Raw genomic sequence first — 14,213 nt, forward strand, 5'->3', positions numbered from 1 at the left:
ACACTCCGTCCCGGCTATTTATTTCAAAGGCGCAGGATGATGTTATCTGCTAAACCAACCAGGAAGCGCGGATTTTCGCTGACCGAGCTCTTGATCACGCTATCCATCGTGGGCGTGGCCAGCGCGATCGGCTTTCCGATGCTGACCCAGTTCGCCGAGGATGGGGCAGTGTCGACCCAATCCGACCTGGTGCTCAACGCCCTCAATTTCACCCGCTCCGAAGCGACCAAGCGCGGCAAGCGTGTGACCATGTGCCGCAGCGACAATGGCACCACCTGTCAAACCGCGTCACCGGGCGACTGGCGCATCGGCTGGATCGTGTTTGTCGATGACAATATCGGCGGTGCCATCGGCACGGTCGATACCGGCGAAACCGTGCTCGTGGCGCAGTCCGTATTTTCTGGGCGTGGCCAGGCCAAGGCGACCGGCAACGTCATCCATTACGTGTCATATACCAGCACCGGCCAGCCCAGGTTCCAGGAAGCGGTGTCGCATGTCGGTGAATTCTACCTTTGCGGAAAGACGGCAACGACCAAGCGCAGGAAAATCGCACTGACCGCGGGCACCGGCTATGTCGGGGCGACCATTGTCGCCCCTTCATCAAATTGCGTAGATCCAAGCTAAAAGAGGAGAGGAAACAATGCGACGTCAACAAGGATTTTCGATGCTCGAAGTACTGATCACCATGCTCGTGATCAGTTTCGGCTTGCTCGGCATTGCCGGGCTCATCATCACGAATTTTAAAAACAGCCACAGCGCTTACTCGCGCGGTCAGGCGACCATTTTCGCCAATGACATCATCGACCGCATGCGCGCCAACCGCACCGTCGCCCAGGCGGGCGCGCCCTACGTCATCGACGTTGAGGCAGCGACGCCGGCGGCGGTAGCGACCGTGGGCGACCGTGACATCAGGCAATGGCGTCTGGCCCTTGCCAGTGCGGTCAAGAAAGGCACCGGCGGTATCGCCTTCCTCCCGTCCGGCAACGTCGTCGTCACCATCCAGTGGGACGATTCCCGCTCCACGGGCGACAACTCGACCTTCGGCCTGGCCAAGCAACGCTTTGTTCTGGAGACCCGGTTATGACAGTTCGTCCGACAGCATCGCGCTATCCCGGCGCGCGCAAACAACAGGGCCTGAGCCTGATCGAGGTGCTGGTGGCCATGACCGTCGGCTTGGTCTTGCTGGGCGGGGTGGGTTATATGTTCATTGGCTCGAAGCAGATGAACACCGCCCAGACCGACATTGTCCGCCTTCAGGAAAGCACCCGCAATGCGCTTGACGTGGTCGGCATGGCGGTGCGCCAGGCTGGCTACCGCCTCAACATGGATGCGCTGGCGATGGACGGCGATCCGATCACGGCGCAAGTCGGTACCGACTCCGATACCCTGATCGTGCGCCACGATCCGAACTGGATCGTCGATGTCGTCGTGCCGCCGGCATTGCCGAATAAATTGGCCGGTAGCGAGCGCAACTGCGAAGGGAATCTGGTGGTCGCGAACAATGCCCCGAATGTGACGACCGGCGCGAAGACGGCCAACACCAACCTGATCGTGTATCAGTTCAAGGTCGTCAACGGCAAGCTGATGTGTTACGCCAACGATAATCTGGCCTCCCCCGGCGCCGGCGTGGTCGTTGCCGACAATGTCGAACGGATGAAGGTCAGCTACGGCATTGGCACCGGCAACGAAACGGTCACCGACTATGTTGCCAATCCGAGTGCGACGGAGTTGCCCAACGTGACTGCTGTCCGCGTCAGCCTGTTGCTGCGCGGACCGTCCAAAGGCGTGGCCGTCGGTACCCAAAAAGTCTTGTTCAACGATGCGGAGGTCAGCACCAGCGATACCCACCTGCGCCGGGTCGTCACTTCCACTTTCAACATACGCAACCGGGCGAGGTTCAATCCATGATGGCTCACTCTACTTTTTTCCGTCCACGGGCCACGCAATCGGGCGCCGTGCTGGTAACCGGCCTGGTCTTCTTGCTGGTGCTGACGATGTTCGTCCTGGCCCTGGTGCGTAGCGGCACGCTCGAAGAACGCATGGCCCGCAATGCGCGCGATCAGCAAACGGCGCGTGAAGCGGCCGAAGCGATCCTGCGTGATGCCGAGGCCTCTTCATTCAACAAGGCTCCGTTCGATCCTTACGAGAGTTCGGCGTTTTCGCCCCAGTGCACCAACGGCTTGTGCTACAAGCCGGTTGCCTCGGCGACCTGGCAAACCCTGGACTGGGCCAACGCCGCGCTGACGCGCCAGTTTTCCGCGTCCGCGCTCGAAATTGCCAGCGCCGCCACCCAGCCTCGTTACGTTATCGAAATTATCAAAGCACCGTACAAGCCAGGAAGTTCCGCGCCATGCGAGCCGGGCGTTGCCCGAATCACCGCGCGCGGCGTCGGTAACGCCGGCGCTACTGCCTTTGTACAGAGCACCGTGCGCTTCCGGGCGTTCACCGAAATTTGCGACTAGTACTGCAACCATCACCCTGCGGGAGAAGACTCATGCAACTGAAAACAAAAATTGCTGCCGGGGCGGGCCTGATCGGCCTCGCCACGGCAGCCCTGGTCACCGCCATGACCGCGGCATCGTTCGACCCGGATCAGCAGCCTGTCGGCTACATCGGGCAACCTGTCGCATCCAGTACCAATGTCGCCGACGGCACGGCACGCATGTTCGCCATCGATTACAACGCGGCCACCTTGGGCGGCGATTTGCATTCGTTTCCGATCAGCCGCAACGGCGCGATCGGTACCGTGGATAACTGGGTCGGCGGTGCCGACGCCAAGATCGCCGCCCAGGTAACAGCCGGGACGCGCAACATCGTCACCTTGAGCGACGCAGCCATTCCCGCAGGTATTCCATTTACCTGGGCCAAATTGTCGCCCGCCCAGCGCCTGCTGATCGATTCGACGACCGCGGCCAACGCGAGCAGTGTCGCCTCGCCGATCGTGGACTATCTGCGTGGCGTGAAAGCCGGCGAGGGCACCACCTACCGCAAGCGTGTCAGTTCGCTCGGCACCATCATTCACTCGACGCCGGTCTACTCGAAAGACGCGAGCGGCAATGAAACCGTGTATGTCGGCGCCAACGACGGCATGATGCATGCCATCGATGCCGTCACCGGCAACGAACGGTTTGCCTACGTTCCCCGGGCCGTGCTACCGAAGCTCGGGACTGCGGTCAAAGAGACTGGCGGCGTGCCGAAATACACGGTGGACGGACGGCTGGATATCCGCAAGTTCGGCACCAAGACCATTCTCGTCGGCACCCTGGGCGGCGGCGGCAAAGCCGTATTCGGCCTGGACGTGAGCAACGGCGCCACCGGCACCGAGGCCACGGCCGCTGCCAAAGTCCTGTGGGAAATCACCGAAAACTCGACCGGTTATGCCAATCTGGGCTATACCTACGGCGCCCCGGTATTGACCAAGCTGTTGAAGAAGAAGGCAGTGCCGACGGAGGCGGACTCGTTTTACGATGTCCTGGTGATGGGTAATGGCTACAAAAATAGTGGTAGCGGCGGCGCCTCCCTGTATGTCATCAACGCACAGACCGGGGCGCTGATCAAGGAATTCGCCACCCCGGGCGGCTCCGCAGCCACGCCGAACGGCCTGTCCTCGCCCTCGCTGTGGGATGCGGATGAAGATGGCGTGAAAGATACCGCTTACGCCGGCGACATCGACGGCAATATGTGGAAATTCAATCTGAACGATCTGGGCTCTTCGCCAGTCCAGGTGTTCAAGCGTGAAGACACCAACGAGCAGCGCGCCATTACCTCGGCCCCTGGTCTGGCGAGCCACCCGAACGGCGGCGTGCTGGTTGCTTTCGTAACCGGTCGTTTGCTCGTTCCGGACGACATGAAGGACAAAACTACGCACTATGCGTACGGCATCCGCGATATCTCTCCCAGCACCCAGGGCCTGGTCACGCAAACGCTCACCCCGCATGACTTCACCTCGCCAGCCGGTTTGATCAAGGTTCGCAGTGCGAGCAACGAACCAATGAACTGGGTGACACATCGCGGCTGGAAGGTCGCTCTGGCAGAGGGTGAACGTGTGGTCGGCGATGGTATTTTCATCACCGGTGAGGTGTTCCAGTTCTTCACCACCAATCCGACGGTCAACACGACCGCCAAGCCGCCTGGCGAAAACTGGTGGATGCAATTGAACTGGCTCAATGGCGCCAGCACGGGCGAAGTCATTTTCGATCTGAACATGGATGCGAAATTCAACACCGACGACATGGTCAAGGATACCGCCGGAAAAACGTACGTACCGGTAGGCCGCAATATGGGTGGCGGCGTGCGTTCCCAGCTCGTTGGCTTGTCGGCCGGCGGCGTGGATGTGTTCCAGTCCAATTTCGACCAGAACGATGCGGTGAAACCGGATGTCACGACCGTGAGCACGGCCACGGTCGGCGGTGAGCGCGGCGTTGCCGGCGGTCACTTCGACACCGATATCTTCTGCTACAACAAGTGCGGTGGCGCAACGCAGATGGGCTATTTCGGCGGCCCGGCATCTAACAGCGGTACGTATGCGTTCGGACGCGAAGCTTCTACAGGTGATGTTGCTAACCAAAATTATATTCACGTCCACGAATATGACGATATTTATGACGTGCTGGGCTTGAACATGCTCCATCCGAGCCAGGATGAGCAGCGCCTTGCGCCGACCGTATCGACCACCTCGGAAGCCTACGTTCCCAACCTGCCGACGTTCATCAGCACCAACACCGGTCCGGCCAGCGCCGTGGTGACCTCGACCAGTGCCTGGGTCTACAAGAACTCCAAGGGACAGCCATCCCCGTATAGTAATTTTAGCGAGGGGCCGCGCATGCCGGTTGCCGGTTATCCGAAGACGACGGTTGCACCCGACGGTAGTGTCACCTATCAAGCCCAGGTGACCTACAAGACGACGCGTTCCTCGTACGAGCTCAGTGGCGTGAAACTGATTAACAGCAGCAAGAACACGTGGGAATATTACGAGCGCAACGTTGTCAGTAACTGGACCACGACCCAGACCACCACGGACATCATTCCGAACACGCGCTTCAAGGTACTGGTGGCCAACCAGGCGTATTCGCCCGCCATCAAGCTGGCGATCGACGGCTCGGACGGTACCGGCACGGGTGGCACGTTCGACGGCAGTGTCGTGGGTTACCAGACACAGAGCGGCTTGCAGGTTTCCACTTTGCCTGCGTATAAAATGAATAACATCAAGGACTTGAAGGTGTACATGCCGCTTGATGCATTCGTTGCCCGCGACTGGGCTAACAATGGTCAGGTGCGTAACGGTGTGCATCCGATCAAACCGCAGTGCGCTGGCGTTGTCGATGGCTATTCCGAACTCGGACCAAAAGGCGAGTGGCGCAACGGCTCGCTGACGATTCAGGTGGTCCGCGACGATATCGTCCAGGGCGACATCCAGCTCAATGTGGCGAACCGGCCGGACCTGGGCTACCGCCTGGTGACGTCGAAACTGAAGGACAAGCTGATTGCCGAGTATCTGATTTACTGGCACCATCCGACCAACTTGTGCATGGGCGACGCTGGCTGGACGATGGCCGCTGCGCCGGATAACAAGGCCTCGACTGCCAAGCAAGGTACGCCTGCAGTCGGTGCGCTCGATCCGCAGGGTAAATTCATCCCTGGTGCTGGCGACCCGGCGCTGCCGACCAAACCGGCGACCAATCCGCCGCCAGTGACGGTCACCAATCCGGATGGCAGCACGACCACGACGACCATCAAATACACCGACCTGGCAAGTGGCGGGTATGTGATCGAGACCACGGTCAAGATCAGCTGGCCGGCCTCGTCGGGCAGCACGACGACTGGTATCGTTACCGGTGGCGCCGTCAATGGCCCTGGTTCGAGCGTGCCTCCTCCTACGCCTCCTTGCATCGGGCCTACTTGCCCTCCGGTTTGTACCGGGCCTGAGTGCGAGAAAGATTGCAAGGGAACCTTCACCGACGGCACGTGTAAAGAGTCGGCAATCCTCGGTCGTATTAACTGGCGGGAGCTGCGATGAATCGTGTTAATTTGAATCGGCCAGCCAGCGGCTTCACCCTGGTGGAATTGCTGGTTACCGTTGCCATTATCGGGGTTCTGTCCGCGGTCGCTCTTCCGATGTACAAGAAGAGCGTCCAGAAGGGCCAGCGTTCGGTCGCGAAGGGCGTGTTGCTGGAGAATGCGCAGTTTCTCGAGAAATACGCCACCGACAAGTTCTCCTACACGGGCGGTTCGCTTTCTTCGGAGACTTCGCCCAAGCATGTGGGCACGGGAGCGGTCCGGTATAACATTACCAGGACCATCTCCAGCGATGGATCGACCTTTCTGCTGAAGGCGACGCCGGTCGCGGCCCAGGCCGACGATGAATGCGGCGTGTTGTCCCTGAGTAACACCGGGGTGCAGACCGCGGCCAAGCCGACCGACTGCTGGTAAGCAGGTAGCATTACCCGGGCGCGGCTCCCCGCCGCGCCCGAATCAGTTCACACGAGCAGGGCAAGTATCGGTAAAATCGACGGTTTTGTGCGAGGCCATGTTATGGCTGAGAATATGGCCAACGATACCGATACTTCCCTTCCCGATTCAGACCTTCCCGCGTCCAGCGCGACGGTCGCCCCCGCGGCGATTGCCCGCGAAGTTGCACGCCGCCGTACCTTCGGCATCATTTCCCACCCCGACGCAGGCAAGACCACGCTGACCGAAAAGCTGTTGCTGTTTTCGGGCGCGATCCAGATGGCCGGCACGGTCAAGGCCCGCAAGAGCGGCCGCCATGCCACTTCCGACTGGATGGAAATCGAAAAGCAGCGCGGCATTTCCGTGGCCAGCTCGGTGATGCAGTTCGAGCACCGCGACCACGTCATCAACCTGCTCGACACCCCCGGCCACCAGGACTTTTCCGAAGACACCTACCGCGTGCTCACCGCCGTCGACTCGGCCCTGATGGTGATCGACGCGGCCAAGGGCGTGGAAACGCAGACCATCAAGCTGCTGGCCGTGTGCCGCATGCGCAATACGCCGATCGTCACCTTCATGAACAAGATGGACCGCGAAACGCGCGATCCGCTCGACCTGCTCGACGAACTCGAATCGGTCCTGAAGATCCAGTGCGCCCCGGTGACCTGGCCGATCGGCATGGGCAAGAACTTCCGCGGCGTGTACCACCTGCTGCGCGACGAAATCATGCTGTTCAAGGCCGGCGAGGAAAAGGCCGACGGCGCCTTCGAGATCGTCAAGGGCATCGACAATCCCAAGCTGGCCGCCATGTTCCCGCTCGAAATCGAGCAGCTCAAGATGGAAGTGGAACTGGTGCACGGCGCCTCGCATCCGTTCGACCTGGCGCAGTTCCTGGCCGGCGTGCAGACCCCCGTGTTCTTCGGTTCGGCGATCAACAACTTCGGCGTGCGCGAAATCCTCTCGGCGCTGGTCGACTGGGCGCCGGCCCCGCGCGAGCGCGACGCCACGGTGCGCGTGGTTGCACCCGCCGAGCAGCCATTCTCCGGTTTCGTCTTCAAGATCCAGGCCAATATGGACCCGGCCCACCGCGACCGCATCGCGTTCTTGCGCGTGTGTTCGGGGCGCTTCGAGCGCGGCATGAAGGTCAAGCACCTGCGCCTGGGACGCGAGATCAAGGTCTCGTCGGTGGTCACCTTCATGGCGTCCTCGCGCGAACAGGTCGAGGAAGCCTACGCCGGCGACATCATCGGCTTGCCCAATCACGGCAACATGCAGATCGGCGACAGCTTCTCGGAAGGCGAGATGCTGCAATTTACCGGCATCCCGTACTTCGCGCCGGACTTCTTCCGCTCGGTGCGCATCCGCAATCCGCTCAAGATCAAGCAGCTCCACAAGGGCTTGCAGCAGCTGGGCGAAGAGGGCGCGGTACAGGTCTTCAAGCCGGTCCAGGGCGGCGAGCTGGTACTGGGCGCGGTCGGGGTGCTGCAGTTCGAGGTCGTGGCCAGCCGCCTGCTCAACGAGTATGGGGTCGATGCCGTGTTCGAGGGCACCAGCATCAGCAGCGCGCGCTGGGTCAGCGGCGAAGACAAGCGCATCCTGGCCGACTTCGAGTCGGCGCTGGGCCACAACGTGGCCTACGATGCGGCCGGCAACATGGCTTACCTGGCTACCTCGAACGTCAACCTGCGCCTGACCGAAGAGCGCTGGCCCAAGCTGACCTTCCACGCCACCCGCGAGCACGCCGTCAAGCTGGCGTAGGCCGCATCTACGCCCGCTCGCCCCAGCTGCTGCGCTTCTCGCGCAGCAGCGCGGTGACCTGCGCGGCCGGCATGGGTCTCGCAAAATAATATCCCTGCATGATGTCGCAGCCCGCCTGGCGCAGGAAGTCGAGCTGCGCCAGCGTTTCCACGCCTTCGGCCACCACGCTTAGCTGCAGGCTGTGCGCCATCGCGATGATGGCCGTGGCGATCGCCTCGCCGTCGCCCGGCACGTCGTGCACAAAGCTGCGGTCGATTTTCAATTGGTCGATCGGGAAGCGCTTCAGGTACGACATCGACGAATAACCGGTGCCGAAATCGTCGATCGACAGATGGATGCCGGCCGCCTGCAAGCCATGCAGCAGGTCCAGGTTGGCGTTCACGTTCTCCATCAGGACCCCCTCGGTGATTTCCAGTTCCAGCAGGCTGGCCGGCAGGCCGGTTTCGTCGAGGATGGCGCGGATTTCATTCATCAGGGCGCCGTCGCGGGTCTGGCGCGCCGACAGGTTCACCGCCACGTGCACCAGCGTGTCGAGCAGCCCCTGGTCGCGCCACGCCGCCGCCTGGCGGCACGCCGTTCGCAGCACCCAGCCGCCGAGCGCCACGATAATCCCGGTCTCCTCGGCCACCGGAATGAATTCGGCCGGGCTGACGTGCCCCAGTTCGCGGCAATGCCAGCGCGCCAGCGCCTCCACGCCCACCACGCGCCCGCTGCGCACGTCGATCTGCGGCTGGTAGTGCAGTTCCAGTTCGCCCTTGTCGAGCGCGCGGCGCAGGTTCGCTTCGAGCTTGAGGCGCTTCTGGGCGCGCTGCTCCATGGCCGGCTGGAACGCTTCGAAGCCGTTCTTGCCCCTGGCCTTGGCGTGGTACATGGCCGTGTCGGCGCTGCGCATCAGCGTGCGCGCGTCGCCGGCGTCGCGCGGATACATGCTCACGCCGATACTGGCGCTCACGTACAGCTGGTGTCCTTCCACCTCGAACGGCGCGGCCAGGGCGGCGAGGATCTTGCGCGCCACTTCGTCGACTTCGTCGGGCTGGCCGGGGTCGCGCTCGCGCGGCTCGACGATGATCACGAATTCGTCACCGCCGATGCGGCAGATGATGTCGTTCTCGCGCAAGGTCTGCACCAGGCGCGCGGCCACCAGCTTGAGCAGATGGTCGCCGCTGTCGTGGCCGAGCGTGTCGTTGACCACCTTGAAGTTATCCAGGTCGAGCAGGAGCAGGCCGACCCCGTCGCCCGCGCCTTCGGTCCGGTCGGCGCGCTCGAGCGCGAACGCCAGGCGCTCGTTGTACTCGTGGCGGTTGGGCAGGTTGGTGACCGAATCGACATGCGCCAGGCGGTGCAGGTGTTCCTCGGCGCGGCGCACCGCGCGCCGCATCGACGACACCATCGCATAGGCCAGCGCGAGCGAGCCCAGGGCCACCGCCAGGGTCAGGCCGGCGTACGTGAGCAGGCGCGCGAACAGCTGGTCGAGGGTGGCGCGGATCAGCACCACGCCGACCCGCTGCTGGTTCACGCGTACCACGTGCGCCACTTCCACCACGTCGATGCCGTAGCGGTAGCCGGCGGAGAGCAGGGCGGCATCGGGCGCGCCCGGCTGGGCGCCGGTACCGCGCTGGTAGTGCGCCAGCAGCACGCCGCGCGCGTCGAAAATGCTGGCGCTGCCCACGCTGGGCGAGACCGCAAGGCCCGCCAGCGTTTCCTCGCCGGCCTTGGCATCGTTGAACAGCAGCGCCGCGCTGCTGTTGTTGCCGACGATCTGGGCCTGCACCCGCAGGTCGTCGGCCAGCACGCCGCGCATCGACAGGAACTGGAACACGATCAGCGCCAGGCTGGCCACGAACAGCGCCGCGGCGGCCGTCAGGATGGTGGTCAGTGCCAGCTTCCTGCCAAGCAGGCGCGGAGCGCCGATGAAAACCGGGCGCGCGCTCATTGCACGCTCCTGGCCAGGCGCAGCAGCTTGGAGCTCAGGTTCAGCCGGGCCGCGCGCGCCAGCGCCATGTCGACATCGAACACAAGGCGTTCATCGATCACCGCCATGGCGATGACCACGCCGTCCGGGCCGACCACGCGGTCGTCCGACACCGTCAGCACCGGCGCGCCGGCCAGCTCGCGCCGCAGCTCGCGCCAGTGTTCGCGGTCGATCCGTTCGAGCACCAGCACATGGCAGCTGCGCAGCGGCGCGCCGGCATGGCGCACCGCGATGCGGTGGCCGTTGACGACCTTGTCGTGCAGCTTGCTCAGCGACGCGAACAGCGCGCCGCCGGCGTTGGCGCACACGCTGATCGGAGCGCCGCCCGCCAGCGCTTCCGGCGGCCACTCGGCGAACACGGTGAAATTGAAGATGAAGGCGGCCTTCATCGCCGCTTCCGGCACCGGATCGGCGCGCGCCGCCGCCGCAGCGGCCAGGCCGGCCAGCAGCAGCCAGCACAGGCGCCGCGCGCGTGGGGGACGGCGTTCAGAATACATACGCCAGCCTTGCGCGCAGGCGCCGCCCGTCTTGCGCGATCACGCGCTGGCGGTGTTCGATGGAGGCGGGATCGGCATAGGCGCGGTCGAACAGATTGGTCACGCCGAGCGAGAGTTCGAGATTGGGCAGCAGGCGCGCGCGCACCAGGTTGGCGTTGACCACGACATAGCGCCTGGCCGTGCCCGAGACGCCGTGGCGCGCGCCCACATACTGGCCTTCGAGCGCGCCGCGCCAGCCGCCGGCGCCGAGCGGCGCGGACAGATTGAGCTTGGCCAGGCTGGCCGGCGCGTTGACCGGCTGCCCGAGCGCGTCGCTGACCCGGATCGCGCTGTAGCTGGTGCGCAGCGACAGGCCGCCCAGGGTGCCGCGTTCGTATTCGATTTCCACGCCGCGCGCGCCCAGGCGGCCGATATTGTCGAAACGCACGCTGGCCAGCTCCTGGAGTTCGACCGGCGCGATCAGGTTCGACAGCGCGGTGCGAAATGCCGACACGCTCACGCGCGCGTTTTCGCCGAACTCCTGCACCAGCGCCAGTTCGGCCGAGCGCACCCGTTCCTCGCGCAGGCCCGGATTGCCGGTCTGGCCGCCTTCGCCGGGGAAGGCATAGAATTTTTCGAAGCTGTTGGGCGAGCGGAAGGCGCTGCCGTAGATCGCCTTGACCGTGGTGGCCGCGAGCGGATTCCAGATCAGCGCGGCGCGCGGACTCCAGACCCCGTCGCTGCCGCTGTTGCGGTCGTAGCGCAGGCCCAGGTTCAGGAGCACGGTCTCGCCCAGCGCCACCTGGTCCTGCAGATACAGGCCGGCGCGCCGGGCGCTGCGCCGATCGTCCAGGTAGCTGTGGAACGGGGCGATGTCGAAACTGTACTGGTGCAGGCGGTAGTCGCGCTGCAGGTCGATCCCGGCCAGCACGGTGTGCCGCGCCAGGCGCGTGCTTACCACGCTCGCGTCGATACCCCACCAGCGCGCGCTGCTGCCGTCGTGGCTGAGCGTGCGCGCTTCGTCGGCGGCCACGTAATCGCCGAACGAATCGTACTGGCCCCAGAACAGGCGCGCCTTGAGCTGTTCGACGGCGCCCGCCTCGCTGCGCCAGGCCGCATTGACATAGGTCTGGCGGTCGGTGGTGGCGGTGCGCGGGTCGTTGAAGCTCTGGCTGTAGGACGCGGTCGGGATGCCCTTGATCCGGTTTGCGTGGATCAGGCTCAAGGTGGCCGCGCCGTGCGTGGCGCGCGCGAAAAAGCGTTGCCCGCGTTCGTCATCGAGGCCGCTCGCCACGCCGTGGTTCTGGGCAGGCGTGTCGAATTCGGGGAAGTACAGGTCGCGGCCATCGCTGCGCCGGCCGCTGGCGGCGATCAGATACTCGCTGCCCTGGGGCGAGCGCCAGCCGACGCTGGCCGCGGCCTGGCGCGCGCCGTCCTGGCCAATTTCGAGCGAGCCGCGCGCGCCCGCCACCGCGCCCGGGTTTTTGGTGATCACATTGATCACGCCGATGAAGGCGTTCGAGCCGTAGATCGACGAACCGGGGCCGGGCACGAACTCGATGCGCTCGATCAGGTCCAGGTCGAGCGGGAATTCCGCGCCCACCGGGGCCTGGTCGTACACCGCGTCGTTCATGCGGTTGCCGTCGACCTGCAGCAGGAAGCGGGTATTGAAGTCGCCCGGGCGCAGGATGCCGCGCTGCCCGAGGTAGCTGTAGTTGCGGTCATAGCTGACCACCATCCCGCGCACGCTGCGCGTCACGTCGGCCAGGGTGCGCCAGCCGAAATGGCGGATGTCGGCCTTTGTGATGACCGTCACCGACGAGGGCGCGCGGCTCGACTTCTGCATGAACTTGGAGGCGCTGTAGACCTCCATCGACATCAGCTGTTCGAGGGGCAGGGTGGTCAGGTCGGGGGGGGCGCCGGCGCGCGCGCCGGCGCAAGCGAGCATGGACAGCGCCAGTGCCCGTGCCAATGCCGGGGCATGGCGCCGCAGGCGGAACAGGGTCGGGCGGGTGGGCGCTGGCATCATAGTGGGTACGTCTCGAAAATTGACGCACAACAACATTTTGGCAGCTTGTGGCCAGCTTGTACAGAAATGACCCTGCGCCTGTCGGCCCAGCGCCACAAATCCGGCCGCGGCGCTCCTTATTTGGCCGGGGTGGCCAGCGGTTTGCCCTGTTCGACCATGTACACGCCGACCAGGCGCATGGTGGCGGCGCCCGGGTTATGCGCATCATGCACGATGCCGGCCGGGATCACGAAGGCGTCGCCGGCGCGCACGGTGCGTGGCGCGGCGCCATCGATGAGCAGCTGGCCCTCGCCTTCGAGCACGTAGCCGATTTCGTCGCCCGGGTGGCTGTGGCGCCCGGCGCGCGCGCCGGCGGCCAGTTCGACCCGCATCACCACCGCCTCGGTGTTGGGAAACGAGGCCGCGGCCCTGAGCACCGGCGTGCGCACGATACCGCTGGCCTGGGGCGCGGCGCAGCCGGCCAGCGCCAGCGCAAGCAAGCCGGCGCCAATCGAGCCGGGCCGGCTCATGGCGCGCCTTCCGCTTTGCGTGGCAGTGCGCCCCGTTCCAGCGCGCGCGCCAGCAGCCAGGCGTCGACCAGGCTGGCCACCCAGCACGCCAGCATCACCGCGGCGGCGATATTCATCAGCGGCGTGGCCGTATCGCCCTGCTGGTGCAGGCGCTCGGCGATCAGCACCGGGTCGGCCGGCAGGGCGCCGCTCAGCACGTCATCGACCATGCGCGAGGCGGTGTCGACGACCTGCTTGAAAAAATAGATGGCCGCGACGAGCGTGGGCACGATGAACAGGCAGGCGCGCGCGCGCCGGCCCAGGTAATACTGCCCGGCGCCGGGAAACACCAGGCCCGACAATAGCAGGGCGACCACTGAACGATTCATCTCTCTTCCTTGACTGATAGGCGCGATCCGCACGATTGATCCCGCGCAAACCGGCGCCCCGCGCGAACGCGTAAATTAACCTATGCGCTCAGGAAACATTGCGCCAACTCATCTTGCGCAGGCCGGCTGGCAGCAAATCATACCTGTCCCGGCGCCTGAATGCGCGTTCACCGACGTTGAAGGACATCATTGTGAAGATACTCATCAAGGCTGGCATGCTGCTGGCCTGTTTGTGGAGCGGCGCCGGCTGGAGCGCCCCGGCCGTTGCCGAGCCGGACGAAAAAGACGCGGTGGCGCTGGTGGAGAAGGGCGCGCGCTTCATGAAGCTGCGCGGCAAGGAGGAAATGATCCGTTTGATCAATACCCGCGACCCGGAGTACAACCGTGGCACCCTGTACGTGGCCATGCGCGACCTGACCGGCATCACGGTCGCGCACCCGACCACGGCGCTGATCGGCAAGGATTTGCGCGACGTGCCCGATGCCGACGGCAAGCTGTTCCGTCACGAAATGATCGCCATCGCCAACGGACCTGGCCGCGGCTGGGTCGACTACAAGTTCAAGAACCCGGTCAACGGCAAGGTCGAGGCCAAAACCACGTATGTGTTGCGTATTGGCGACGTGGCCCTGGAAGCCGGCGTCTACAAGCACTGAC

The 14,213-nt window shown here is 64.3% G+C and carries 13 protein-coding genes; 8 read left to right on the top strand and 5 right to left on the bottom strand.

The window, feature by feature from the left end:
- Positions 1–39: 39 nt before the first annotated feature.
- From RBA41_RS02945 to RBA41_RS02975, 7 genes are all read left to right on the top strand, one after another.
- Positions 40–624, top strand: a complete 585-nt coding sequence (locus RBA41_RS02945; RefSeq protein WP_306620874.1) for a GspH/FimT family pseudopilin — start codon at positions 40–42, stop codon at positions 622–624.
- Between the two features lie 16 nt (positions 625–640).
- A complete protein-coding gene (gene pilV, locus RBA41_RS02950) occupies positions 641–1,084 on the top strand; it encodes a type IV pilus modification protein PilV (protein ID WP_306620876.1) in 444 nt (147 codons plus the stop codon).
- Positions 1,081–1,908 (top strand): PilW family protein, encoded by an 828-nt coding sequence (locus RBA41_RS02955; protein WP_306620878.1) that lies wholly within the window; start codon positions 1,081–1,083, stop codon positions 1,906–1,908. The genes pilV and RBA41_RS02955 overlap by 4 nt, the downstream gene beginning before the upstream one ends.
- On the top strand, positions 1,905–2,462 hold the full coding sequence (locus tag RBA41_RS02960; RefSeq protein ID WP_306620880.1) for a pilus assembly PilX family protein: 558 nt from the start codon (positions 1,905–1,907) through the stop codon (positions 2,460–2,462). The genes RBA41_RS02955 and RBA41_RS02960 overlap by 4 nt, the downstream gene beginning before the upstream one ends.
- 32 nt (positions 2,463–2,494) lie before the next feature.
- The gene (locus RBA41_RS02965; protein ID WP_306620881.1) at positions 2,495–6,016 is read left to right on the top strand and encodes a pilus assembly protein; all 3,522 of its coding nucleotides are present in this window, start codon (positions 2,495–2,497) and stop codon (positions 6,014–6,016) included.
- Positions 6,013–6,429, top strand: coding sequence for a type IV pilin protein (locus tag RBA41_RS02970; protein WP_306620883.1), 417 nt, complete (start codon positions 6,013–6,015; stop codon positions 6,427–6,429). Before RBA41_RS02965 ends, RBA41_RS02970 begins: the two co-directional genes overlap by 4 nt.
- A 114-nt stretch (positions 6,430–6,543) precedes the next feature.
- On the top strand, positions 6,544–8,205 hold the full coding sequence (locus RBA41_RS02975; protein ID WP_306621345.1) for a peptide chain release factor 3: 1,662 nt from the start codon (positions 6,544–6,546) through the stop codon (positions 8,203–8,205).
- A 7-nt stretch (positions 8,206–8,212) separates the two neighbouring features.
- On the opposite strand, the gene RBA41_RS02980 is transcribed toward RBA41_RS02975, so the two are convergent.
- The 5 genes from RBA41_RS02980 to RBA41_RS03000 form a co-directional block, all read right to left on the bottom strand.
- Complete coding sequence (locus tag RBA41_RS02980) at positions 8,213–10,138, bottom strand: putative bifunctional diguanylate cyclase/phosphodiesterase (RefSeq protein ID WP_306620885.1); 1,926 nt, start codon at positions 10,136–10,138, stop codon at positions 8,213–8,215.
- Positions 10,135–10,674: a YfiR family protein gene (locus RBA41_RS02985; RefSeq protein WP_306620887.1), complete on the bottom strand. Its 540-nt coding sequence runs from the start codon at positions 10,672–10,674 to the stop codon at positions 10,135–10,137. Before RBA41_RS02985 ends, RBA41_RS02980 begins: the two co-directional genes overlap by 4 nt.
- A complete protein-coding gene (locus RBA41_RS02990; RefSeq protein ID WP_306620888.1) occupies positions 10,664–12,682 on the bottom strand; it encodes a TonB-dependent receptor plug domain-containing protein in 2,019 nt (672 codons plus the stop codon). Before RBA41_RS02990 ends, RBA41_RS02985 begins: the two co-directional genes overlap by 11 nt.
- Before the next feature lie 116 nt (positions 12,683–12,798).
- Complete coding sequence (locus RBA41_RS02995) at positions 12,799–13,191, bottom strand: cupin domain-containing protein (protein ID WP_306620890.1); 393 nt, start codon at positions 13,189–13,191, stop codon at positions 12,799–12,801.
- Positions 13,188–13,559 (bottom strand): hypothetical protein, encoded by a 372-nt coding sequence (locus RBA41_RS03000; RefSeq protein ID WP_306620892.1) that lies wholly within the window; start codon positions 13,557–13,559, stop codon positions 13,188–13,190. The genes RBA41_RS02995 and RBA41_RS03000 overlap by 4 nt, the downstream gene beginning before the upstream one ends.
- Before the next feature lie 191 nt (positions 13,560–13,750).
- Between RBA41_RS03000 and RBA41_RS03005 the strand changes: the two genes are divergently transcribed.
- Positions 13,751–14,212 carry a cache domain-containing protein gene (locus RBA41_RS03005; protein WP_306620894.1) on the top strand — a complete coding sequence of 154 codons (462 nt, stop codon included), beginning with the start codon at positions 13,751–13,753 and terminating at the stop codon, positions 14,210–14,212.
- Position 14,213: the final 1 nt, after the last annotated feature.

This window comes from Massilia scottii, from assembly GCF_030846495.1.
GTDB lineage: Bacteria > Pseudomonadota > Gammaproteobacteria > Burkholderiales > Burkholderiaceae_D > Telluria_A > Telluria_A violaceinigra.

Coding starts and splice junctions, on each gene's coding strand:
- RBA41_RS02945 (WP_306620874.1), top strand. CDS start 40: ATGTTATCTGCTAAACCAACCAGGAAGCGCGGATTTTCGCTGACCGAG.
- RBA41_RS02970 (WP_306620883.1), top strand. CDS start 6,013: ATGAATCGTGTTAATTTGAATCGGCCAGCCAGCGGCTTCACCCTGGTG.
- RBA41_RS02960 (WP_306620880.1), top strand. CDS start 1,905: ATGATGGCTCACTCTACTTTTTTCCGTCCACGGGCCACGCAATCGGGC.
- RBA41_RS02980 (WP_306620885.1), bottom strand. CDS start 10,138: ATGAGCGCGCGCCCGGTTTTCATCGGCGCTCCGCGCCTGCTTGGCAGG.
- RBA41_RS02985 (WP_306620887.1), bottom strand. CDS start 10,674: ATGTATTCTGAACGCCGTCCCCCACGCGCGCGGCGCCTGTGCTGGCTG.
- RBA41_RS02990 (WP_306620888.1), bottom strand. CDS start 12,682: ATGATGCCAGCGCCCACCCGCCCGACCCTGTTCCGCCTGCGGCGCCAT.
- RBA41_RS03000 (WP_306620892.1), bottom strand. CDS start 13,559: ATGAATCGTTCAGTGGTCGCCCTGCTATTGTCGGGCCTGGTGTTTCCC.
- RBA41_RS02965 (WP_306620881.1), top strand. CDS start 2,495: ATGCAACTGAAAACAAAAATTGCTGCCGGGGCGGGCCTGATCGGCCTC.
- pilV (WP_306620876.1), top strand. CDS start 641: ATGCGACGTCAACAAGGATTTTCGATGCTCGAAGTACTGATCACCATG.
- RBA41_RS02955 (WP_306620878.1), top strand. CDS start 1,081: ATGACAGTTCGTCCGACAGCATCGCGCTATCCCGGCGCGCGCAAACAA.
- RBA41_RS02995 (WP_306620890.1), bottom strand. CDS start 13,191: ATGAGCCGGCCCGGCTCGATTGGCGCCGGCTTGCTTGCGCTGGCGCTG.
- RBA41_RS02975 (WP_306621345.1), top strand. CDS start 6,544: ATGGCCAACGATACCGATACTTCCCTTCCCGATTCAGACCTTCCCGCG.